The sequence below is a fragment of the Lelliottia sp. WB101 genome (assembly GCF_003051885.1).
Taxonomy (GTDB): Bacteria; Pseudomonadota; Gammaproteobacteria; order Enterobacterales; family Enterobacteriaceae; genus Enterobacter; species Enterobacter nimipressuralis.
This window is the reverse complement of sequence record NZ_CP028520.1, coordinates 2,443,149-2,465,072: the sequence shown is the minus strand read 5'-3', so window position 1 is coordinate 2,465,072 and position 21,924 is coordinate 2,443,149. Positions and strand designations below refer to the sequence as shown.

The following is a 21,924-nucleotide window of genomic DNA, read 5'->3' as shown; positions in this document are numbered from 1 at the left end:
CTCAGGCATTGATAATTTGCTGAATTTCGTTACTGCTTAAATGGTACTGACGCGGGCAAGCGTGCCACGCGCTTAACATACGCTGATATTTTTCCCACATCGGCGTCTGGGAATTAAAGCCATGGGTTCCGGCATCAAAATGGGTGTAACGCCCTTCGGTGTTGACCATGAAGCGAACATAGCTCAGGTAACGCGATTCGGTCGCCACGTCAAAACCGAGGAACGTCACGCGACGCTCATCAATGGTTTGAGCATCTTTCAGATTGGTCCAGGAAACATGCAGCGCGTGGTACATCTCCATAATGTCGATGACGGTGCGGCACGTCTCTTCCTTCAGTTCGCCAAACTCGCGGTCCAGCTCGCGCATCTGCAAGCCGAAGCCACGTTCAACGATAGTCTGCAGGCGGCGATAGCGCTCCGCGTTGTCGGGATCAAGCATAGTCATCATCTTGTACTGATTGGACAAAATCAGACGTTGAGCGTTGGTCATTTCCATCTTTCGACTCCTGTTGCGCGTTGCACTAAAAAAAAGACACGGTAACTGGTGGTTACTGTGCCTTCTTTTCGTGACCGTTTCGATGATCAATCACAAGTCATCAAGGAATGTTTTATCAAGTTGCTTGAAAGCCCGCTTGAGCGTATCCGCCAGCGCCTGATAATCCGGTTTGCCTTCAACCGGGGCCAGCGCCTGACCTGCTTCCTGAAGTTTCCCGCGCACTTCATAAAACCAGTGTAAAATAGTAGGTGGCAGCGGCGTGACAGAACGTTTACCCAACCACCACAATCCCTGCATCGGGAGACTGAGCGCAAACAGCGCGGTTGCCACTGCTGGGCCAAGCTGACCACCCAGCGCGATTTGCCAGCACAAGGTAAAGACGGCAATCGGCGGCATAAAACGGATCGCATAGCGGGTGATGCGGATAACGCGGTTATCTACAAACACTGGCGCAAGGCGCTTCTCCAGGGGCCACGTCTTTGCGTAATGCTGGCCCCGACGAAACAGACTCAAGAAGCTCACGGAGGGGTTCTCAGGTGTCGACATGGCTGTACCTCAACTTCACATATAAAAATTAAAATTTTCGTGCAAATCCACAACAAGCCATGACAACGTTCAAAATATTTTGTCATCGCTACCCAGTATCGGGTATTCTGTGCCAGCCTGATTGGGCCTTAGACGAGAATCGTTAACTCGTCAAATTATCGCATATTATGCCATTGTCTGAAAATCGTTCAAAATGGCATAAAATCATATGGATTTCTTTCATCATGCCAGAAAGTTCGTTTGGCATGATGTTAATCATAAATGTCTGGGTCATCTTGCGCTACGCTACGAGACTCACTGACGTTTTTTTAGCCACGTATCAATAATAGGTACTTCCATGTCGAGTAAGTTAGTACTGGTTCTGAACTGCGGTAGCTCCTCACTGAAATTCGCCATCATCGATGCGCTCAACGGTGAAGAGTACCTCTCTGGTTTGGCCGAATGTTTCCATCTTCCTGAAGCACGTCTGAAATGGAAAATGGACGGCAGCAAACAAGAAGCGGCTTTAGGTGCAGGCGCCGCTCACAGTGAAGCGCTGAACTTTATCGTTAACACTATTCTGGCACAAAAACCAGAACTGTCTGCTCAGCTGACTGCGATCGGCCACCGTGTAGTTCACGGCGGCGAGAAGTACACCGGCTCTGTAGTGATCGACGATTCCGTTATTCAGGGTATCAAAGACGCAGCCTCTTTTGCACCGCTGCACAACCCTGCACACCTGATCGGCATCGCGGAAGCGCTGAAATCCTTCCCGAATCTGAAAGACAAAAACGTCGCTGTCTTCGACACCGCGTTCCATCAGACCATGCCAGAAGAGTCTTACCTCTATGCCCTGCCGTACAGCCTGTACAAAGAGCACGGCGTTCGTCGTTACGGCGCACACGGCACCAGCCACTTCTATGTTACTCAGGAAGCGGCCAAGATTCTGAACAAACCTGTTGAAGAGCTGAACATCATCACTTGCCACCTGGGCAACGGTGGTTCTGTTTCTGCTATCCGCAACGGCGAGTGTGTTGATACTTCTATGGGTCTGACCCCGCTGGAAGGTCTGGTGATGGGTACACGTTCCGGTGACATCGACCCGGCGATCATCTTCCATCTGCACGACACCCTGGGCATGAGCGTTGATGCAATCAACAAAATGCTGACCAAAGAGTCTGGCCTGCTGGGTCTGACAGAAGTCACCAGCGACTGCCGTTACGTTGAAGACAACTACACCACCAAAGCTGACGCTAAACGTGCAATGGACGTTTACTGCCACCGTCTGGCGAAATACATCGGTTCTTACACTGCACTGATGGATGGTCGTCTGGATGCGGTTATCTTCACCGGTGGTATCGGTGAGAACGCGGCAATGGTTCGTGAACTGTCCCTGGGCAAACTGGGCGTTCTGGGCTTCGATGTTGATCACGAACGTAACCTGGCTGCCCGTTTCGGCAAGTCTGGCTTCATCAACAAAGAAGGCACCCGCCCGGCTCTGGTTATCCCAACCAACGAAGAGCTGGTCATCGCGCAAGACGCGAACCGTCTGACTGCCTGATTCCACACCGCCAGCAATGCTGGCGGTGCTGTTTTGTACCCCGCCCACTGCGGCGGTAACCAAAAGAGGATAAACCGTGTCCCGTACTATTATGCTGATCCCTACCGGAACCAGCGTCGGCCTGACCAGCGTCAGCCTTGGCGTTATCCGTGCTATGGAACGCAAAGGCGTTCGCCTGAGCGTCTTTAAGCCTATCGCCCAGCCTCGTGCCGGTGGCGATGCGCCAGACCAGACCACCGCCATCGTGCGTGCGAATTCCGGTCTGCCAGCGGCTGAACCGCTGAAAATGAGCCACGTTGAGTCTCTGCTCTCCAGCAATCAGTCCGATGTGCTGATGGAAGAGATCATCGCTAACTACCACGCGAACGCGAAGGACGCGGAAGTGGTTCTGGTTGAAGGTCTGGTTCCGACGCGCAAACATCAGTTTGCTCAGTCTCTGAACTACGAAATCGCCAAAACCTTGAACGCTGAAATCGTGTTCGTGATGTCCCAGGGTACCGATACCCCGGAACAGCTGAACGAGCGCATTGAGCTGACTCGCAGCAGCTTCGGCGGCGCGAAAAACAGCAACATCACCGGCGTTATCGTTAACAAACTGAACGCACCGGTTGATGAACAAGGCCGTACTCGCCCTGACCTGTCTGAAATTTTCGACGACTCTTCCAAAGCGAAGATCGTGAAAGTGGACCCTGCTCAGCTGAGCGCAAGCAGCCCGCTGCCAGTGCTGGGCGCGGTGCCGTGGAGCTTCGATCTGATCGCTACCCGTGCGATCGACATGGCGCGTCACCTGAATGCGACCGTGGTTAACGAAGGCGACATCAATACCCGCCGCGTGAAATCTGTGACCTTCTGTGCGCGCAGCATTCCGCACATGCTGGAACATTTCCGTGCAGGTTCCCTGCTGGTGACCTCCGCTGACCGTCCTGACGTGCTGGTTGCCGCCTGTTTGGCTGCGATGAACGGCGTTGAGATCGGTGCGATCCTGCTGACCGGCGCATACGAAATGGACCCTCGCGTAAGCAAGCTGTGCGAACGTGCGTTCGCCACCGGCCTGCCAGTATTCATGGTAAACACCAACACCTGGCAGACCTCTCTGAGCCTGCAGAGCTTCAACCTTGAAGTCCCGGTTGATGACCATGAGCGTATCGAGAAAGTTCAGGAATACGTGGCAAGCTACATCAACGCTGACTGGGTTGAGTCTCTGACCGCGACCTCCGAGCGTAGCCGTCGTCTGTCTCCACCAGCATTCCGCTACCAGCTGACCGAGCTGGCGCGTAAAGCCGGTAAACGCGTTGTTCTGCCAGAAGGCGACGAACCGCGTACCGTTAAAGCGGCTGCTATCTGTGCAGAGCGCGGCATCGCGACCTGCGTGCTGCTGGGTAACCCAGATGAAATCACCCGCGTTGCAGCGTCTCAGGGCGTTGAGCTGGGTTCAGGTATCGAAATCGTCGATCCAGAAGTGGTTCGCGAGAGCTATGTTGCCCGTCTGGTTGAGCTGCGTAAGAGCAAAGGCATGACCGAAGCCGTTGCGCGCGAACAGCTGGAAGACAACGTGGTACTGGGTACCCTGATGCTGGAGCAGGACGAAGTTGACGGTCTGGTTTCTGGTGCAGTTCACACCACCGCGAACACCATTCGTCCACCGCTGCAGCTGATCAAAACTGCACCAGGTAGCTCGCTGGTCTCTTCTGTGTTCTTCATGCTGCTGCCTGAACAGGTTTATGTTTACGGTGACTGTGCGATCAACCCAGACCCAACTGCAGAACAGCTGGCTGAGATTGCTATCCAGTCTGCGGACTCCGCAATTGCCTTCGGTATCGAACCGCGCGTTGCGATGCTCTCCTACTCCACCGGCACCTCTGGTGCAGGTAGCGACGTAGAGAAAGTGCGTGAAGCGACGCGTCTGGCGCAGGAAAAACGTCCTGACCTAATGATCGATGGCCCGCTGCAGTACGACGCCGCCGTGATGGCTGACGTTGCGAAATCCAAAGCACCGAACTCTCCGGTTGCAGGTCGCGCGACCGTGTTCATCTTCCCGGATCTGAACACCGGTAACACCACCTACAAAGCGGTACAGCGTTCTGCCGACCTGATCTCCATCGGGCCGATGCTGCAGGGTATGCGCAAGCCGGTGAACGACCTGTCCCGTGGCGCGCTGGTTGACGATATCGTCTACACCATCGCTCTGACCGCGATTCAGTCTTCACAGCAACAGCAGTAATGTTCTGAACGTTCTGTAAGCCCGGTAAGCGTTTGCACCACCGGGCAACAAAAAGGCGACCCTCTGGTCGCCTTTTTTAATTACAGCAGCTCTCGCGCCGCCGAGACAATATCGTGTGCCGTCAGGCCATACTCTTTCTGCAGGAAGTCCTGCGTTCCCACCTGACCATAACGCTCTTTCACGCCGACACGACGCATCGGGACCGGACAGGTTTCCACCAGCACTTCCGCCACCGCAGACCCCAGCCCGTTGTGAATACTGTGGTTTTCACAGGTCACAATCCGCCCGGTTTTCTCGGCGTAGTTTTTCACCAGCATCCGGTCGATAGGTTTCAGGGTAAACATGTCGATCACCGCCGCGCTGACCCCCTCCTGCTCGAGCTGACGGGCCGCTTCCAGCGCTTCTGCCACCATGATGCCGTTTGCAATCAGGGTGATATCGCTCCCCTCACGTAAAACGTTCCCTTTGCCAATGGTAAAGGTCGAACCCGGCGCATAGACGCTTGGTGCCTGCTTACGAATCGTACGCACCCAGTAGAAACCCTCGAGATCGATCAGCTGGCGCAGCACATCTTCGAACATCACCGCATCGGTCACTTCCAGCACCACCGAATGCGCCAGGCCGCGCACGATCCCCATATCCTCAAACGACATATGGGTGCCGCCGTTGTGACAGGCCGTGACACCGGCATCCGAGGCAATGACTTTGACGTTATTGCGCTGATAATCCAGCGACATAAACAGCTGGTCAAAGCAGCGGCGGCTGGCAAAGGCCGTAAACGTATGCACAAAGGGTTTGCGCCCGGTAAGCGACAGCCCGGCGGCCGTACCGATGACGTTGGCTTCCATAATGCCGCAGTTAATCACATGCTGCGGGTAATCCCGCGCCACGCCATCCATTGCCATTGAGCTCATCAGATCGGCTTCGAGAGCGATAATCTCACTTCCGGCTTCAATCTGGTTTGCCACGAAACCGGCGTAGACTTTACGCATCTCGATGGCATCTTTTTGTCCTGCGGGTGCAACCTTAATCATGTGCGGCCTCCAGTTGGCGAATCGTCTCATTCAGCGCGGCTTTGACGTCATCCGTCAGTCGCAGGTGGTGGGAGTTGCTTAGCTGCTCCAGATACGGCACGCCCTGCCCTTTGATGCTGTCGAGGATCACCACCAGCGGGCGGGCACCGGCGGCAGGCGGCAGTGAAACCGCCTCAAGCAGTCCGGCCACGTCGTCCCCCTTGACCGTCACCACGTCAAAGCCAAAGGCGCGGAACTTCCCTTCGAGATCGAACGCACAGATGATCTCATCCAGCTCGCCGTCGAGCTGCTGTTTGTTCCAGTCGACAAAAATGGTCAGATTGGTCAGCTGGTGGTGGGCGATAAACTGGAAGGCTTCCCAGCACTGCCCCTCGTTTAGTTCGCCGTCACCGACGATACTGAACACCCGGTTAGGACGCCCCGCCAGCTTATGCGACAGGGCCATCCCGCCAGCGATTGAAATTCCCTGCCCCAGCGAACCGGTAGTGGCATCCACGCCGCGCGTTTTCAGGCGATCCGGGTGGCTCGGCAAACGCGTGCCGTTCTGGTTCAGCGTGCTCAGTTCTTCCACCGGGAAATAGCCTTTGATCGCCAGCGTGCTGTAAAGCGCCGGGCCAGCGTGCCCCTTGGAGAGCACGAAGTAATCGCGCTCTGGCCAGTCGGGATCGGCCGGGTCGATTTTCATCACCGCGCCGTAAAGCACCGCCAGCGTTTCCACCACCGACATACTGCCGCCGTAATGACCGAACCCCAGCTGCGTTAAGGATTTGAGCGTTTCCAGGCGGATCTCACGCGCCAGTCGGGTGACTTCTTTCACATTCATGATTTAGCTCCGGTGTTTTCCTGCGCGTTACCGCCCGCAGAGTTGTTTTTAGCGAACACGTTGTAGGCCACCAGCGCGGCGAACAGCGCAACGACGAGACCGGTAATGGCGAACGGAGACAGATAGCGCGCCAGATTGCCCAGCACGATGCCCACTGCGCCAAAATCGGCGTCTGAGAAGGTGGTGTTAGCGAAACCAATCGCCCCCAGCACCGGCAGCAACATCACCGGCAGGAAGGTAATCAGCAGGCCGTTGGCAAAGGCCCCAATCATCGCACCGCGACGCCCGCCCGTAGCATTCCCGAACACCCCGGCAGTGGCACCGGTGAAGAAGTGAGGAACCACACCCGGCAGGATCAGCACCCAGCTAAACTGCCCACACAGGAACAGACCGACCAGACCGCCAAGGAAGCTGAACAGGAAACCAATCAGCACGGCGTTAGGCGCATAGGGATAGACCACCGGGCAGTCGAGGGCCGGACGCGCATTCGGGACCAGTTTTTCGGAAAAGCCGGTAAAAGCCGGGACAATCTCCGCCAGAATCAGACGCACACCCTGCAGGATGATGAACACCCCTGCCGCGAAGGTGATCGCCATGATAATTGCGTAAACCAGGTAGTTTTGACCGCCGCTGAAGGTCGCTTCGACATACTCACGTCCGGCGCTGACGGCCATAATCAGGTAGATGATCATCATGGTCAGCGAGATAGAGATTGAGCTGTCGCGCAGGAAGCTGAGGTTCTTTGGCAGATTCATCTCTTCCGTTGAGCGCGAGCCTTTCCCGCATTTGCTGCCGATCCAGCCGGAAAGCACGTAGCCCAGCGTACCGAAGTGGCCAAATGCGATATCGTCATTACCGGTGATGCGCTTCATGTAGCGTTGCGCCAGCGCCGGGAAGAACGCCATGACCAGACCGAGAATCAGCGAGCCGGTAAAGACCAGGCCGATACCCTCAAACCCGGCGACCGTCAGGATCACGCCGATCATGCAGGCCATGTAAAACGTGTGGTGCCCGGTCAGGAAGATATACTTCAGTCGGGTAAAGCGAGCGACAATAATATTCGCTACCATCCCGAAGGCCATAATCAGCGCCGTAGATGCGCCATATTTCTCCAGCGCAATGGACACAATAGCTTCGTTATTCGGAATAATGCCCTGAATATTAAAGGCGTGTTCAAACATTCCCCCTAAGGGATTTAAGGAGCCGACCAGCACCGTAGCACCGCCGCCCAGAACAATAAAACCGAGAATAGTTTTAATGGTGCCTTTCACCACATCCGAAAACGGTTTTTTCTGGGCTACCAGTCCAATTAAGGCAATTAATCCCACCAGCACTGAGGGTACTTTTAAAATATCAACAACGAAATTCAACGTTTCGAGTATAAACATATCCACCTCACCGTTTACAGGGTGTTATCAGGATGATTGTTTTGCGAACCAGGCGCTGAGTTGCGCTTCCAGTTCATTGATATCAATAATGTTGTTGATGACCACCAGCTGGCTTTCCGGCACGCTCGCACTGGCAGCGATATCTTTCGCCATCACGAACACATCGGCAGCACCCGGTGTGGCCGAAGAGAGATCGGAGTGTTCAACCTCAGCCTGGATATTTAATTTTTTTAGCACTTTTTTGATATTCATTTCGACCATGAAACTACTGCCCAGGCCGGAGCCGCAAATCGCCATAATTTTCATTGTTATGCCTTTTTTGAGTAGAGTGCGCCCGCATCACGCCTCAGCGTAATGAGTAAATTAATCGGAATGGGTAATAACGTCAGAAGCGCTCGATAATGGCTTTTATTTCCTCCCGCGTATTTACGTTATGCAGTTCGGCCAAATCATCGTCACTGGAAAATAACTCGGCCAGCGCGGAGATCATTTCGATATGGCTGTGTTTATCGGGTGCAGCCAGCATGATAATAATATCTACCGGATCAAACTCTCCGGCACCGAATGCAACTCCCTGCTTAAGTTTTAATAATGAGAGGCCAAGCCCTTTCGCCCCTTCTTCTGGTCGCGCATGCGGCATAGCCAGCCCTGGTGCCAGCACGTAATACGGTCCTAACTTATGATGCTGTTCGACAATCGCCGTCACATACTCCGGGGAGATCACGTTCATCTCCAGCAGCGGTCTGGCGCAAAGCTCCAGCGCCTGCGGCCAGTTTTCAACGCTCTCTTCCAGGGTGATGGTTGCATCATGTATCCATTTTTTGAGCATGTTTTCCTCCCGGCCTGATATCAACAATGAGCAAACTTTATGCAAGGCTATCACGGATAGCTGCGATCAAGATCACAAAGATAGCGCTACCAATTTCTAACATTCAAAATTGTGATAGCGCTATCAAATTACAAACCGCACCTTAAATCACAGTAAAAAAAGGGAGTTAAGGCGTATACTGATTTTTACGTGAAGTGAAGGAAGATAACAAAACGCGACTGGTCACCAGGAATTTGTATGTCTCTAACCCGAAAACGACGTAGTACCGGCAAAGTGACAATCTCTGATGTCGCTCAGCTTGCCGGAGTGGGTACTATGACGGTGTCCCGCGCATTGCGCACGCCAGAGCAGGTTTCCGATAAGCTACGAGAAAAAATTGATGCGGCGGTGCAGGAGCTGGGTTATATGCCTAATCTTGCAGCCAGCGCGCTGGCGTCAGCATCATCCAGGACCATTGCCATGGTCGTCCCCAATCTTGCAGAAGACGGGTGTTCCGATATGTTCGCCGGACTGCAGCAAATCCTGCAACCGGCCGGATACCAGATTATGCTGGCCGAATCTCAGCACCGTCCTGAGCAGGAAGAGAAACTGCTCGAAACACTGCTCGCCTCTAACATTGCGGCCGCCATTTTGCTCAGCGCGGAACACACGGATACCGTCCGCCACTGGCTGAAAAACGCCTCTATACCGGTGATGGAAATGGGGCGATGCGCGCCGATCCGCTGGATATGAATATTGGAATCGACAACGTCGCGGCGATGTACGAACTCACCGAACTGGTGATTCAGCGCGGCTATCAGAATATCGGGCTGCTGTGTGCCAATCAGGAGCAGTGGATTTTCCAGCAACATCTGCAAGGCTGGTATAAAGCGATGTTGCGCCACCATATGTCGCCGAATCGGGTGATTAATGCCGCACTGCCGCCAAATTTCTCCACGGGTGCGTCGCAACTGCCGGAGTTTTTACTCGCCTGGCCAGAACTGGATGCGCTGGTCTGCGTCTCCGACGAACTGGCGTGCGGCGTGTTGTATGAGTGTCAGCGCCGGCGCATCAAAGTACCGGATGACCTGGCGGTGGTGGGTTTTGGCGATAGCGACGTCAGCCGTGTCTGTCAGCCGCCGCTGACGACGATGGCGGTGCCACATCGTAAGATTGGTGTTGAAGCGGGACGCGCGCTGCTGGAGCGCTTGAATGACAGTGACTGGCGCGATCAGAAACCGATCGCCTCCAGTCTGTGTTTGCGGGAGAGCTGCTGAGGTTTACTCAGCCTGCTCCTGCTTCTCAGGTTTTGCGGACTCGTTTTTGGCGTTGCGGCTCATCCACAGCGCCAGAGCTTTCAGTGAATCCGGAGTGAACTCATCACAACGTGCGGTGATCTCTTCTGGCGTCATCCAGCTTACTTCGCTCACCTCTTCTTCCTGAAGCGCGAAGGGACCGTGGGACACGCAGCTAAACAATCCGCCCCACACGCGACAATGCGGGTCTTCAAAGTAGAACAGACCGTGCTCGGCAAAAGGCACACCGGCAATGCCCAGCTCCTCTTCTGCCTCACGACGCGCAGAGTCCAGCAGAATTTCATCGGCCTGCACTACGCCACCTGCCGTAGCATCGAGCATGCCCGGGAGAAAATCTTTCGTGTCAGTACGTCGCTGTACCAGGATCTTGCCCATTCCATCGTGAACAACGATGTAAGTTGCGCGGTGACGCAGACGTTCAGCCCGCATTTGCTCGCGGCTCGCCTGTGCAATCACTTCATTGTCTTCGCTGACAATGTCAACCCACTCTGTACTTGCCAAATGACTCTGCTCCACCATCGGGAACCCTTCTCGTTAAGCGCTCTTTTGGCGCGTTTGACTTTTGAGGTGTAACTTACGGATTAATGCTGACCTGCGCAATAACTTGCTGATCATTAAGTGCGATTACGCGTAATAGATTCTCCTCCAGCATGCCGTAGCTGGGGACATTCCCCCCTTTCGGAATACTGACGGAGCCAGGATTGAAATGCACGGTATCTCCGTGCCTCGACGCCACCGGAATATGAGTATGACCGTAAACCAGCACATCGCCAGTCGAGAGCGGCGGCAAATTATCCGGGCTAAAAAGATGTCCGTGGGTCAAAAACAGGCGGTTCTGACCCAGCAACACCTGCTGCCAGGGAGCAGTCATCGGGAAGTGAAGTAACATCTGATCAACTTCACTGTCGCAGTTGCCGCGCACCGCGATGATTTTATCCGCATACTGATTCAGTTTGTCCGCCACCTGCGCGGGAGCGTAGCCGTCCGGAAGCGCATTACGCGGCCCGTGGTTAAGCACATCGCCGAGGATAATCAGCCACTGCGCCCCGCTTTGCACAAAGCGTTCAAGCACGCGCTCCGTCGCGGGCAGCGATCCGTGAATATCCGATGCAAACATGAGTTTCATCAGTGACTCCTTTCAAATGATCACGGCCCTATCATACCTGAACCCACGGGGTTTATCAGCCTGCACGCTTTGCCGACAGCGCGACAAAACGCTGCACGGAGGCGCGCTGCCACTGGAAGGAGGCATAGTCGGCCAGCGCCTGCGGAACGGCGTCGCCATTCAGTACCAGGCGGTTAAGCATCAGCGCCAGATCCGCATCGGCAATACACCATTCGCCAAACAGGTTCGGGTTGCCGTGTTCCAGCAGTTTAGTGGCCGTTTCGAAGAGCTTACTGGCGCTCGCCTCACCCGCTTCGTTGAGCGCAGGCATTTTCGCGCCGCCAAAGATCACGTCCGTCGCACGCTGCTCACGAATCGGCACCAGATCGCTCCTGAGCCACGCCTGGATCTGTCGCGCCCGCGCGCGTTTTTGCAGATCGTGGGGATAGATACGCTCCCACTCCGGCGGCGCAAAGCGGTCTTCGAGATACTCATCAATGGCTGAGGATTCACTCAACTCAAACCCGTCGATTTCCAGCACCGGCACACGACGCGTCAGCGCATAACCCTGCCACTGCGGTTTAAGGTGATCGCCGCGATCCAGATCAACGGTTTTGAGGTTGAACGTCAGCCCCTTCTCCGCCAGCGCGACATACACACTCATAACATACGGCGAAAAAAAGTTGGCATCGGACCACAGGGTAATCGCAGGTTGGCTCATAACATCCTCATCGGCTGAACGGTTTTCATCCAACATATAATCTCTTTGCGTTCCTGTCACTTGATGAAAACTCACGATTTATGCGCAGCGCCTATACTCGTTTTTAAGGCCTGAAATAATCTAATGACAGGAGTTGAGATGATAGACCTCTATTTTGCCCCGACCCCTAACGGTCACAAGATCACGCTCTTTCTGGAAGAAACTCAGCTGGATTATCGCATTATCAAAGTGGATATCAGCAAAGGCGATCAGTTCCGGGCTGATTTTCTGGCCATTTCGCCCAACAATAAAATTCCCGCGATTGTCGATACCTCCCCTGTGGATGGCGGCAGGCCGCTGAGCCTGTTTGAATCGGGTGAGATCCTGCTCTATCTGGCGGAAAAAACCGGCAAATTGCTGAGCGGTGAGCTGCGTGAGCGCCACCACACGCTGCAATGGCTGTTCTGGCAGGCGAGCGGTCTGGGGCCGAGCCTGGGACAAAACCACCACTTTAACCATTTTGCCCCGCAGCCCATTCCTTACGCCATTGAGCGCTATCAGGTGGAAACACAGCGTCTTTACGGGGTGCTGAACAAGCGGCTGGAAAAATCACCGTGGCTAGGGGGCGACCATTACAGCATCGCGGATATCGCCTGCTGGCCGTGGATCAACGCCCATCTGCGTCAGCGAATCGATCTGGCCACTTACCCTGCCGTGAACAACTGGTTCGAGCGGATCCGCACCCGCCCGGCGACGGAGCGCGCGATGCAGAAGGCTCAGCAAATTTAGGTACCCGCCGGATTGGGCGCGCCCAAAATCCTCATGTATTATGGTGCGAATAACAAACAGAGGAAGCCTGCAATGTCTCAGCATGACGCTATTATTCGTATAAAAAACTTACGCTTACGCACTTTTATCGGTATCAAAGACGAAGAGATCGAAAATCGTCAGGACATCGTGATTAATGTCGTTATTCACTACCCGGCCGACAAGGCCCGCGCCAGTGAAGATATCAACGACGCCCTGAACTATCGCACCATTACCAAGAACATCATTAAGTACGTTGAGAATAACCGTTTCTCTTTGCTCGAAAAATTAACTCAGGATGTGCTCGATATCGCACGCGAACATCACTGGGTCACTTATGCTGAAGTAGAAATCGACAAACTTCACGCGCTGCGTTATGCCGACTCGGTCTCGATGACCCTAAGCTGGCAACGCTAAGCGCCTCCAGGAGGTGGTATGAAGATTCTGGTGACTGGCGGTACCGGCCTGATTGGCCGTCATCTCATTTCGCGCTTGCAGGTGCTGAAACACGACATCACCGTGGTGACGCGCAACGCGGATAAAGCGCGTCAGGTGCTCGGCAATAACGTCAGTATCTGGAAAGGGCTGGCTGAACAGCAGAATCTGGACGGTTTCGACGCCGTCATCAACCTCGCCGGTGAACCTATCGCCGACAAACGCTGGACCGAAGAGCAGAAACAGCGGCTGTGCGACAGCCGCTGGAACATCACTCAAAAGCTGGTCGATCTGTTCCACGCCAGCGCAACGCCTCCGTCGGTGCTGATTTCCGGCTCGGCGGCAGGCTATTACGGCGATCTCGGCGAAGTCGTCGTTACCGAAGAAGAGCCACCGCATAACGAATTTACCCACAAACTCTGCGCCCGCTGGGAGCAAATCGCCTGCGGGGCGCAGAGTGACGCCACCCGCGTTTGTCTGCTCAGAACCGGCGTGGTGCTAGCACCGAAGGGCGGAATTCTGGCGAAGATGCTCCCGGTGTTTAAACTTGGCCTGGGCGGCCCGATGGGCAACGGGCGCCAGTATCTGGCGTGGATTCATATCGACGATATGGTTAACGGTATTCTGTGGCTGCTGGATAACGATTTGCGCGGCCCGTTCAATATGGTTGCGCCCTACCCGGTGCGAAACGAACAGTTTGCCCATGCGCTGGGCCACGCCCTGAAACGCCCGGCGGTGCTTCGCGCCCCTGCGACGGCCATCCGCCTGCTGATGGGGGAATCATCGGTGCTGGTGCTGGGCGGGCAGCGCGCCCTGCCAAAACGGCTGGAGGCGTCGGGATTTGCCTTCCGCTGGTACGACTTAGAAGAAGCCCTGGGAGATGTGGTGGGTTAAATCTGCCGTGTCGCTTATGGTAGAGTCGTACGTCAGACTCCCCAGAATGGCGACACTATGGCGACAATCACCACTCCCCGACTTCAGCTTTCCCCCTTTAAACCCTCCGACTGGGCGTTCTTCCGCTCCCTGCGCGAAGATCGTGCGATCATGCGTTATATGGCGGCCATTGCGCCTGAAAAAGAGACCCGACGCCTGTTCGCCATTCGCCTGGCTGCGCCCCACACCTTTGTGATTCGCGCCCACGGCAACGACACACCGCTCGGCGATATTGGCCTGCAAATCAGCGCGAAGTTCCGTGAAGAGGCGGATATTGGCTATACGGTGATCCCTCAGGCCCAGGGCAAAGGCTATGCCAGCGAAGCGCTGCAAGCAGTGTGTGACTATGCGTTCAGCCAGGCGGACGTGAAAGCGATTAATGCCTATGTGCTGGCGGAGAACGCCGGTTCGGTGCGGGTGCTGGAGAAGCAGGGATTTGTGCGTACTCAGGTGCTGGAAAAGGCCTATGAGATTAACGGCGTGCGCTATGACGACTGGGTGTATCGGCTGGAGTGTGGTGCGGTGTGAATTGCCGGGCGGCACGGTCTTCGCCCGTCGATGATACGCGTTTTGCAGGCCCGGTAAACTCAACGCCACCGGGCAACGACATTACTTGAGCGAGCCTTTCAGGAACTGCTGCAAACGCGGGCTTTTCGGGTTCGCCAGCACCTCATCAGGATGCCCTTGCTCTTCGATGACACCCTGATGCAGGAAGATAACGTGGTTCGAGACGTTACGGGCAAAGCCCATCTCGTGCGTCACCACCACCATCGTTTTCCCCTCTTCGGCCAGCTTCTGCATAATGCGCAGCACTTCGCCCACCAGCTCAGGATCGAGCGCCGAGGTCGGCTCATCAAACAGCAGAACTTCCGGCTCCATCGCCAGCGCACGGGCGATGGAGACACGCTGCTGCTGACCGCCGGACAAATGCACCGGATACTTAATCTGCTGACGTTCGTCGATACCCACTTTCGCCAGGTATTTCACCGCACGTTCACACGCTTCCTGTTTGCTTAAGCCCAGCACCTGAATCGGCGCTTCCATGACGTTCTCCAGCACCGTCATATGGCTCCAGAGGTTAAAGTGCTGGAACACCATCGTCAAACGCGTGCGCAGCAGACGCAGCTGATTTTTATCCGCCACTTTCAGCTGCCCGTCTTTATCGCGCACCAGGTTAATATTTTGCCCGCTGACGATAATCGACCCTTCGCTCGGCTTTTCGAGGAAGTTAATGCAGCGCAGGAAGGTACTTTTTCCCGAACCGGATGAGCCAATAATACTGATCACATCGCCCGCATTCGCCTGCAGCGACACCCCTTTCAGCACTTCATGTTCGCCGTAGCGTTTGTGCAGATCGATAACGTTTAATTTATTTTCAGACATCGTTTTCTCAGTGCGTCGAAGTAGGTTTCATGTGCTGCAACCAGCGTTTTTCTGCCTTGCGGAACAGGCTAATCAGGACGTACGAAATAATCAAATACAGCACCGCGGCGATGCCGAAAGCGGTAAAGGGCTGGTAAGTCGCCGAGTTAATATCCCGCGCGATTTTCAGCAGGTCCGGCACCGTCGCGGTAAACGCCAGCGCGGTGGAGTGCAGCATCAGGATCACTTCGTTGCTGTATGCCGGCAGCGCGATACGCAGTGCGGAAGGCATAATAATGCAGCGATAGAGCTTCACCGATGAGAAACCATAGGCGCGCGCCGCTTCAATCTCACCGTAAGGCACAGAACGAATGGCACCGGCGAAGATTTCTGTGGTGTACGCGCAGGTATTTAGCGTCAGCGCCAGCACGGTACAGTTCAAGCCGCTGCGAAAGAACGCGTTCAGCATTTCTGTACCTTTGACTATTTCCAGCGTGTACATGCCGGAGTAAAAGACCAGCAGCTGGACGTACAGCGGCGTGCCGCGAAAAATATAGGTAAACAGCCAAATCGGGAAGCGAATGTATTTGTTTTCCGATACGCGGCCAATGGATAAAAACACCGCCAGAATCCCGCCCATCACCACAGACGAAATCAGCAGCCACAGGGTAATCGCCACGCCGGTAAAGCGATAGCCATCGGTCCACAGCAGCGATTTCCAGTATTCCTGAATAATCTCAATCACAGGTCAGCCCTCTTCACACCCACGGAGTAGCGACGTTCGAGAAGAAGCAGCACACCATTGGAGACGGTAGTAAACACCAGATAAATCACGCCGCACACGACGGCAAAATAGAAGGGTTCCCAGGTGCTCTTACCCGCAAGCTGCGTAGCTTTGACCACATCTTCCAGACCGAGGAGGGAAACCAGCGCCGTCGCTTTGAGGATCACCTGCCAGTTGTTACCGATGCCCGGTAAGGCAAAGCGCATCATGGCCGGGAACATAATCCGACGGAAAATTTGTGAGGAGGTAAAACCGAAGGCGGTGGCCGCCTCGATATGGCCTTTTGGTACGGCCATGTATGCGCCGCGGAAGGTTTCCGTGAAATAGGCGCCGTAAATAAAGCCAAGGGTGATAATACCGGCCACCATCGGGTCGATATCAATCTGCGACATTCCCACGGCATCCGTCACGCCGTTGAGCGCAATCTGCAGACCATAGAAAATGAGCAGCATCAGGACCAGATCGGGCACACCGCGAATCAGCGTGGTGTAGCCTTCAAAAATTAACGCCAGTACCCGATTACTTGAGAGTTTCGCTCCCGCACCCGCCAGGCCTATCAGCACCGCCAGCACCACTGAACTGATGGCCAGTTCGAGAGTAACAAGCGCGCCTTGTAAAATAACGCCAGAAAATCCGTACAGCATAAGGCCTGCCCTGTCGTGAGTGGTCACACCGTGTCTTTTCCCCTCCCGGAACGCGGGAGGGGCCGCACGTTATTTAACGGGGCGATTAGCCGCCGTAAACATCAAAGTCGAAGTATTTCTTCGCCAGTTTTTCGTAAGTGCCGTCTGCGCGCATTTCGGCAAAGGCTTTGTTCAGTGCTTCGCGCAGTTCGTTGTCCTCTTTACGCAGGCCCATGCCGGTGCCAACGCCAAAGAGTTTCTCGTCCTTAATGGACGGACCGCCGAACTTGTAATCTTTCCCTACAGGCTGCTTCAGGAAACCTTCGCTGGCGGCAACTTCGTCCTGGAACGCCGCGTCGATACGGCCAGCAGTCAGGTCAGCGTAGATATTTTCCTGGCCCTGGTAGGAGACGATCTCAATGCCTTTCGGCGCCCAGTGCTCATTGCCGTAGGTTTCCTGGGTGGTGCCCTGCAGCACGCCCACGCGTTTGCCTTTCAGTGACTCAAGCGTTGGCTGAATGTCAGAAGACTTAGCGACCACCAGACGAGAATCCGCCGCATAGAGTTTGTCGGTGAAGGCAATCTCCTGCTGACGTTTTTCGGTGATGGAGAGTGAGGACATAATCACGTCGATTTTCTTCGCTTTCAGCGACGGGATCAGCGCATCCAGTGGGTTCTCAACGTAGGTGCATTGGGTTTTGATGCGTTTGCACAGCTCATTGGCGATATCGATGTCAAAACCGACCAGTTCACCTTTCGAATTCTTCGATTCGAACGGGGCATAAGTCGGATCGGTACCGATACGGATTTTTTGTTGAATGGCGGCAAAAGCTGCGGTAGTGCTGGAAAACGCCAGCACCAGAGAAAGCGACAACACCAGTTTTTTCATGTTTATCCTCAACAGACTGTCTTCTTACGGGATTTTACAACGGGGGAGTGCCATTAATGTGCCATTAATCCCCCTGGCAAGGCAAAGTATAAAGCCCGCCAGATGGAAATTTTTGCATCATAAATGCTTAACTATGCACTAGGCGACCCAAAATGGTGCGTCTTTTGCACCATTTTGGATCATGCAGAGCGCAGTGCCCCGTCAGTGACGATTAATCCCCGTAGACGTTGAAGTCGAAGTACTTCTTCGCCAGCTTGTCGTAGGTGCCGTCTTTGCGCAGTTCAGCAAAGGCTTTGTCGAATGCCGCTTTCAGCTCTTTGTCGTCTTTACGTAAGCCAATCCCGGTGCCATCGCCGAAGTATTTTTTGTCTTTCACCGACGGGCCGGCAAAGGCGAACTCTTTACCTGCAGGTTGTTTCAGGAAGCCTTCGCTGGCGGCCACTTCATCCTGGAATGCGGCATCCAGACGCCCTGCTGCGAGGTCAGAGTAGATCAGATCCTGGTTCTGATAGGCAACCACATCGACGCCTTTTTCACGCCAGTCAGCATTAGCAAACCCTTCCTGAGTGGAGCCTTGCAGCACACCCACGTGTTTGCCTTTCAGCGACTCGATGGTCGGCTGAATCGGAGAGCCTTTCGCGGCAATCAGACGGGAATCTGCCGCGTAGAGCTTGTCAGAGAAGGCAATTTCCTGCTGACGTTTTTCGGTAATGGAGAGCGAGGAGATAATGGCATCGATTTTCTTGGCTTTCAGCGACGGGATTAACGCATCAAAATCGCTGCCCACCCATGTGCATTTCACCTGCATGCGCTTGCACATTTCATTACCCAAATCGATATCAAAGCCGACAAAGTCGCCTTTCGCATCCTTGGACGAGAATGGCGCGTAAGTGGCGTCTGTACCGATGCGCACTGTCTGAGGAAGTGCTGCATAGCTGCTCGCTGCCGCACTTAATCCCACCAGCAGAGACAGAGCCAGAACCGTCTTCTTCATACATTTACCCTCAAGTGTCGTGATTTTATTATGGTTTGTGTTGTGTGTTGGATAGCAGGCGTTCTCTTGCAGGTCTTATGCCATATTGCCGACTGGTCAAAAAATCGACGTTAAATATGTTAATAAAACGTTGCGATATTGCCTTAATAGTGAAGATAGCAGGTCTGCCAAACGAACCGGAGGGGGAAAAAGGGAAAAAAGGAATTAAATGTCGAGGATATGATCGCGGTTGCATAATTGCCCCGAGAAGGGGCAACCAGGCTTATCATGCACCCAAACGGGGCAACGGGTTATGCGCCGTGCCAGCGCGCGAAGAGATCTTCCGGCAGGTCGATATCAAACTGATCCAGTACGCGGTTTACGGTCTGGTTAATGACGTCGTCGAGGGTTTGCGGGCGATGATAGAACGCCGGAACCGGCGGCATAATGACCGCGCCCAGCTCCGCCGCCTGCGTCATCAGACGCAAATGGCCGAGATGCAGCGGCGTTTCGCGCACGCACAGCACCAGCATGCGGCGCTCTTTCAGCACCACGTCGGCCGCGCGGGTCACGAGAGTGTCCGTATAGCTGTTGACGATGCCTGAGAGGGTTTTAATGGAACAGGGCAGGATAACCATGCCGGCAGTTTTAAACGAGCCAGAGGAGATGCTGGCGGCGATATCGCGGGCATCGTGCACCACGTCGGCCAGAGCCTGAACATCGCGCAGAGAAAAATCGGTTTCGAGGGAAAGGGTCTGACGCGCCGCCTGGCTCATCACCAGATGGGTCTGGACATCCGCCACGTCGCGCAGCACCTGGAGCAGACGTACGCCGTAAATGGCACCACTGGCACCGGAGATCCCTACAATGAGTTGTTTCATGATTTCGCCCTTTCTTGCTTCAGGGCAGACTTTGCAGGATTTTACGTGGAGTTGCAAGTGAGGGCACCCGCCCTCACTTGCCGGGGCGTTAGCCTTCGTTGTGCATCTCTAAGCTTTCGAGATCGTTTTGCATCTGTACGGCTTTGGCATCGTCGTTACGCAGCGAGTCAAGGTAGTCGAGATACTGCTGATCGACGTCTTTGGTCACATAGATGCCGTTGAACACGGAGCACTCGAACTGCTGAATGTCCGGGTTTTCGGCGCGTACTGCGTCAATCAGATCGCTGAGATCCTGGAAAATCAGGCCGTCAGCGCCGATGATCTGGCGAATCTCGTCCACTTCACGACCGTGTGCGATCAGCTCGTTGGCGGTCGGCATATCGATACCGTAGACGTTCGGGAAACGAATTTCCGGCGCAGCAGAGGCCAGATAAACTTTCTTGGCACCGGCTTCACGCGCCATCTCGATAATCTGCTCGGAAGTGGTGCCACGTACGATGGAGTCATCCACCAGCAACACGTTCTTATCGCGGAACTCAGCGCGGTTGGCGTTGAGCTTACGACGCACGGACTTACGACGCAGCTGCTGACCAGGCATGATAAAGGTGCGGCCAACGTAGCGGTTTTTCACAAAGCCCTGACGGTACGGTTTACCCAGAATACGGGCCATCTCCAGTGCGATATCGCAGGAGGTTTCCGGAATCGGGATCACCACGTCGATATCCAGATCGTCCCACTCACGGGCGATCTTCTCACCGAGCTTGGTGCCCATATTCACGCGCGCACTGTACACGGAAATTTTGTCGATGAACGAGTCCGGGCGTGCAAAGTAAACATATTCGAACAGGCACGGATTGCTGACCGGGTTTTCCGCACACTGACGGGTAAACAGCTGGCCTTTTTCGGTGATGTAGACGGCTTCGCCCGGGGCGACATCGCGCAGGAACTCAAAGCCCAGGGTATCCAACGCCACGCTCTCGGAGGCGACCATATACTCGGTACGGCCATCACCCAAATCACGCTTACCCAGCACCAGTGGACGGATGCCGTTAGGGTCGCGGAATGCCACCATACCGTGGCCGATAATCATCGCCACGCAAGCATATGCGCCACGGATCTGGCGGTTTGTCGCGGCAATGGCGGCAAAAATGTTGTCTGCTTCCAGCGGATAATGGCGGAAGTTATCCAGCTCGCTGGCAAAGATATTGAGCAGGATTTCAGAATCAGAGGTGGTGTTAATGTGGCGACGCTTCTCTTCGAACAGCTTTTTACGCAGCTCATGCGCGTTGGTCAGGTTGCCATTGTGGGCAAGCGTGATGCCATACGGTGAGTTGACGTAGAACGGCTGTGCTTCAGAGGCGCTGGAACTGCCAGCAGTAGGATAACGAACGTGGCCAATCCCCATATTGCCTTGCAGGCGCTGCATATGGCGGGCTTCAAATACATCGTTGACCAGGCCATTCGCTTTGCGTAAACGGAAACAGTTGTTGGCATCAATGGTGATGATGCCTGCTGCATCCTGGCCACGGTGCTGAAGCACCGACAACGCGTCATAAATAGACTGGTTTACCGGCATGAAACCGGCGATACCGACAATACCGCACATTCGTCTTTTCCTCGTTAAGCCACATCTCAAAGCGTTTTACACTTTGGGCAAGAAACTCGACGAGCTTTGCAGATAGTCAAAGAACCATCTGATGATGAAGCTGAACTGTGGAATCAGCTGGGACTTGCTCCAGTCTTCGCTTTTTGAAAACCCGGTAAAGGTATCAAGGAAGAACAGTATCGCAGCCACGATCAGCGCGCCTCGCAGCGCACCAAAACAGATCCCCAGCACCCTGTCCGTTCCTGACAGACCGGTTTTCTCGACCAGCTGACCTATCACGTAGTTCACGATAGCGCCGACGATTAGCGTCGCGATAAACAGCACCGCGATGGCGATTCCATTTCGGACCAGTTCATCTTCAAAGCCCGTGAACCAGACAGACAGGTAAGTGTAGTAATGACTGGCGACAAAGAAAGCACAACCCCATGTCACCAGCGATAACGCTTCACGAACAAAGCCACGGATCAGGCTAACCAGACAGGAAAAACCTATCACCGCAATGATGGCGTAATCAATCCAGACCATATGTGTCCCACGATTAAACGCCCTGTCATCCAGTTCGGGGCGAATTCTAACAGAAAAAGAAAACGTTTGCGTAGGGATTTCCTTCCCGCGCGTAAATAAAAAAGGCGCTGAAAAAATGTTCAACGCCGC

The 21,924-nt window shown here is 54.5% G+C and carries 24 protein-coding genes and 1 pseudogene; 7 read left to right on the top strand and 18 right to left on the bottom strand.

Features of this window, described 5'->3' with window-relative positions; all coding sequences use genetic code 11:
* Nucleotide 1: 1 nt before the first annotated feature.
* Together DAI21_RS11885 and yfbV are read right to left on the bottom strand one after the other, a co-directional pair.
* A complete protein-coding gene (locus tag DAI21_RS11885; RefSeq protein WP_095282756.1) occupies nucleotides 2–496 on the bottom strand; it encodes a YfbU family protein in 495 nt (164 codons plus the stop codon).
* A 90-nt stretch (nucleotides 497–586) separates the two neighbouring features.
* Nucleotides 587–1,042: a terminus macrodomain insulation protein YfbV gene (gene yfbV, locus DAI21_RS11880; protein ID WP_100779445.1), complete on the bottom strand. Its 456-nt coding sequence runs from the start codon at nucleotides 1,040–1,042 to the stop codon at nucleotides 587–589.
* 337 nt (nucleotides 1,043–1,379) lie between these two features.
* Here yfbV and ackA point away from each other — a divergent pair, with 337 nt between their 5' ends.
* Together ackA and pta are read left to right on the top strand one after the other, a co-directional pair.
* A complete protein-coding gene (gene ackA / locus DAI21_RS11875; protein WP_100779444.1) occupies nucleotides 1,380–2,582 on the top strand; it encodes an acetate kinase in 1,203 nt (400 codons plus the stop codon).
* A gap of 76 nt (nucleotides 2,583–2,658) precedes the next feature.
* A complete protein-coding gene (pta, locus tag DAI21_RS11870) occupies nucleotides 2,659–4,803 on the top strand; it encodes a phosphate acetyltransferase (protein WP_100779443.1) in 2,145 nt (714 codons plus the stop codon).
* Nucleotides 4,804–4,883: 80 nt separating this feature from the next.
* On the opposite strand, the gene DAI21_RS11865 is transcribed toward pta, so the two are convergent.
* From DAI21_RS11865 to DAI21_RS11845, 5 genes are all read right to left on the bottom strand, one after another.
* A complete protein-coding gene (locus DAI21_RS11865; protein WP_100779442.1) occupies nucleotides 4,884–5,837 on the bottom strand; it encodes a transketolase family protein in 954 nt (317 codons plus the stop codon).
* A complete protein-coding gene (locus tag DAI21_RS11860) occupies nucleotides 5,830–6,660 on the bottom strand; it encodes a transketolase (RefSeq protein ID WP_107703187.1) in 831 nt (276 codons plus the stop codon). The genes DAI21_RS11865 and DAI21_RS11860 overlap by 8 nt, the downstream gene beginning before the upstream one ends.
* A complete protein-coding gene (locus DAI21_RS11855) occupies nucleotides 6,657–8,048 on the bottom strand; it encodes a PTS ascorbate transporter subunit IIC (protein ID WP_107703186.1) in 1,392 nt (463 codons plus the stop codon). The genes DAI21_RS11860 and DAI21_RS11855 overlap by 4 nt, the downstream gene beginning before the upstream one ends.
* A gap of 27 nt (nucleotides 8,049–8,075) precedes the next feature.
* Nucleotides 8,076–8,354, bottom strand: a complete 279-nt coding sequence (locus DAI21_RS11850; protein WP_100779439.1) for a PTS sugar transporter subunit IIB — start codon at nucleotides 8,352–8,354, stop codon at nucleotides 8,076–8,078.
* Between the two features lie 79 nt (nucleotides 8,355–8,433).
* The gene (locus tag DAI21_RS11845) at nucleotides 8,434–8,877 is read right to left on the bottom strand and encodes a PTS sugar transporter subunit IIA (protein ID WP_107703185.1); all 444 of its coding nucleotides are present in this window, start codon (nucleotides 8,875–8,877) and stop codon (nucleotides 8,434–8,436) included.
* Between the two features lie 237 nt (nucleotides 8,878–9,114).
* On the opposite strand from DAI21_RS11845, the pseudogene DAI21_RS11840 reads away from it, so the two are divergent.
* Nucleotides 9,115–10,133, top strand: a pseudogene (locus DAI21_RS11840) (LacI family DNA-binding transcriptional regulator).
* 3 nt (nucleotides 10,134–10,136) lie between these two features.
* Here the strand turns inward: DAI21_RS11840 and yfcD are convergent.
* The 3 genes from yfcD to yfcF are packed head-to-tail and all read right to left on the bottom strand — an operon-like array spanning nucleotide 10,137 to nucleotide 11,998.
* Nucleotides 10,137–10,691, bottom strand: a complete 555-nt coding sequence (yfcD, locus tag DAI21_RS11835) for an NUDIX hydrolase YfcD (RefSeq protein WP_100779436.1) — start codon at nucleotides 10,689–10,691, stop codon at nucleotides 10,137–10,139.
* Nucleotides 10,692–10,746: 55 nt separating this feature from the next.
* Nucleotides 10,747–11,298, bottom strand: a complete 552-nt coding sequence (gene yfcE / locus DAI21_RS11830) for a phosphodiesterase (RefSeq protein WP_159075414.1) — start codon at nucleotides 11,296–11,298, stop codon at nucleotides 10,747–10,749.
* 55 nt (nucleotides 11,299–11,353) lie between these two features.
* On the bottom strand, nucleotides 11,354–11,998 hold the full coding sequence (gene yfcF / locus DAI21_RS11825) for a glutathione transferase (protein WP_102105008.1): 645 nt from the start codon (nucleotides 11,996–11,998) through the stop codon (nucleotides 11,354–11,356).
* 138 nt (nucleotides 11,999–12,136) lie between these two features.
* Between yfcF and yfcG the strand changes: the two genes are divergently transcribed.
* From yfcG to DAI21_RS11805, 4 genes are all read left to right on the top strand, one after another.
* Nucleotides 12,137–12,766 (top strand): GSH-dependent disulfide bond oxidoreductase, encoded by a 630-nt coding sequence (yfcG, locus tag DAI21_RS11820; protein WP_100779434.1) that lies wholly within the window; start codon nucleotides 12,137–12,139, stop codon nucleotides 12,764–12,766.
* A 72-nt stretch (nucleotides 12,767–12,838) separates the two neighbouring features.
* On the top strand, nucleotides 12,839–13,201 hold the full coding sequence (gene folX, locus DAI21_RS11815) for a dihydroneopterin triphosphate 2'-epimerase (RefSeq protein WP_100779433.1): 363 nt from the start codon (nucleotides 12,839–12,841) through the stop codon (nucleotides 13,199–13,201).
* A gap of 18 nt (nucleotides 13,202–13,219) precedes the next feature.
* The gene (locus DAI21_RS11810) at nucleotides 13,220–14,113 is read left to right on the top strand and encodes a TIGR01777 family oxidoreductase (RefSeq protein WP_107703183.1); all 894 of its coding nucleotides are present in this window, start codon (nucleotides 13,220–13,222) and stop codon (nucleotides 14,111–14,113) included.
* A 57-nt stretch (nucleotides 14,114–14,170) separates the two neighbouring features.
* Nucleotides 14,171–14,680 carry a GNAT family N-acetyltransferase gene (locus tag DAI21_RS11805; protein ID WP_107703182.1) on the top strand — a complete coding sequence of 170 codons (510 nt, stop codon included), beginning with the start codon at nucleotides 14,171–14,173 and terminating at the stop codon, nucleotides 14,678–14,680.
* 81 nt (nucleotides 14,681–14,761) lie between these two features.
* Here the strand turns inward: DAI21_RS11805 and hisP are convergent, their stop codons facing one another.
* The 8 genes from hisP to cvpA form a co-directional block, all read right to left on the bottom strand.
* Nucleotides 14,762–15,535 (bottom strand): histidine ABC transporter ATP-binding protein HisP, encoded by a 774-nt coding sequence (gene hisP, locus DAI21_RS11800; protein ID WP_107703181.1) that lies wholly within the window; start codon nucleotides 15,533–15,535, stop codon nucleotides 14,762–14,764.
* A gap of 7 nt (nucleotides 15,536–15,542) precedes the next feature.
* Nucleotides 15,543–16,259, bottom strand: coding sequence for an ABC transporter permease (locus DAI21_RS11795; RefSeq protein WP_100779429.1), 717 nt, complete (start codon nucleotides 16,257–16,259; stop codon nucleotides 15,543–15,545).
* Nucleotides 16,256–16,942, bottom strand: a complete 687-nt coding sequence (locus DAI21_RS11790; RefSeq protein ID WP_102104913.1) for a histidine ABC transporter permease HisQ — start codon at nucleotides 16,940–16,942, stop codon at nucleotides 16,256–16,258. The genes DAI21_RS11795 and DAI21_RS11790 overlap by 4 nt, the downstream gene beginning before the upstream one ends.
* 85 nt (nucleotides 16,943–17,027) lie before the next feature.
* Complete coding sequence (gene hisJ / locus DAI21_RS11785; protein WP_107703180.1) at nucleotides 17,028–17,810, bottom strand: histidine ABC transporter substrate-binding protein HisJ; 783 nt, start codon at nucleotides 17,808–17,810, stop codon at nucleotides 17,028–17,030.
* A 211-nt stretch (nucleotides 17,811–18,021) separates the two neighbouring features.
* Entirely contained in the window at nucleotides 18,022–18,804 is a 783-nt protein-coding gene (gene argT / locus DAI21_RS11780; protein WP_095282776.1) for a lysine/arginine/ornithine ABC transporter substrate-binding protein ArgT, read from the bottom strand.
* Between the two features lie 290 nt (nucleotides 18,805–19,094).
* Complete coding sequence (locus DAI21_RS11775) at nucleotides 19,095–19,664, bottom strand: UbiX family flavin prenyltransferase (protein ID WP_107703179.1); 570 nt, start codon at nucleotides 19,662–19,664, stop codon at nucleotides 19,095–19,097.
* A gap of 88 nt (nucleotides 19,665–19,752) precedes the next feature.
* Entirely contained in the window at nucleotides 19,753–21,270 is a 1,518-nt protein-coding gene (gene purF, locus DAI21_RS11770; protein WP_100779425.1) for an amidophosphoribosyltransferase, read from the bottom strand.
* Between the two features lie 36 nt (nucleotides 21,271–21,306).
* Nucleotides 21,307–21,795, bottom strand: coding sequence for a colicin V production protein (gene cvpA, locus DAI21_RS11765; protein ID WP_100779424.1), 489 nt, complete (start codon nucleotides 21,793–21,795; stop codon nucleotides 21,307–21,309).
* Between the last annotated feature and the right edge of the window lie 129 nt (nucleotides 21,796–21,924).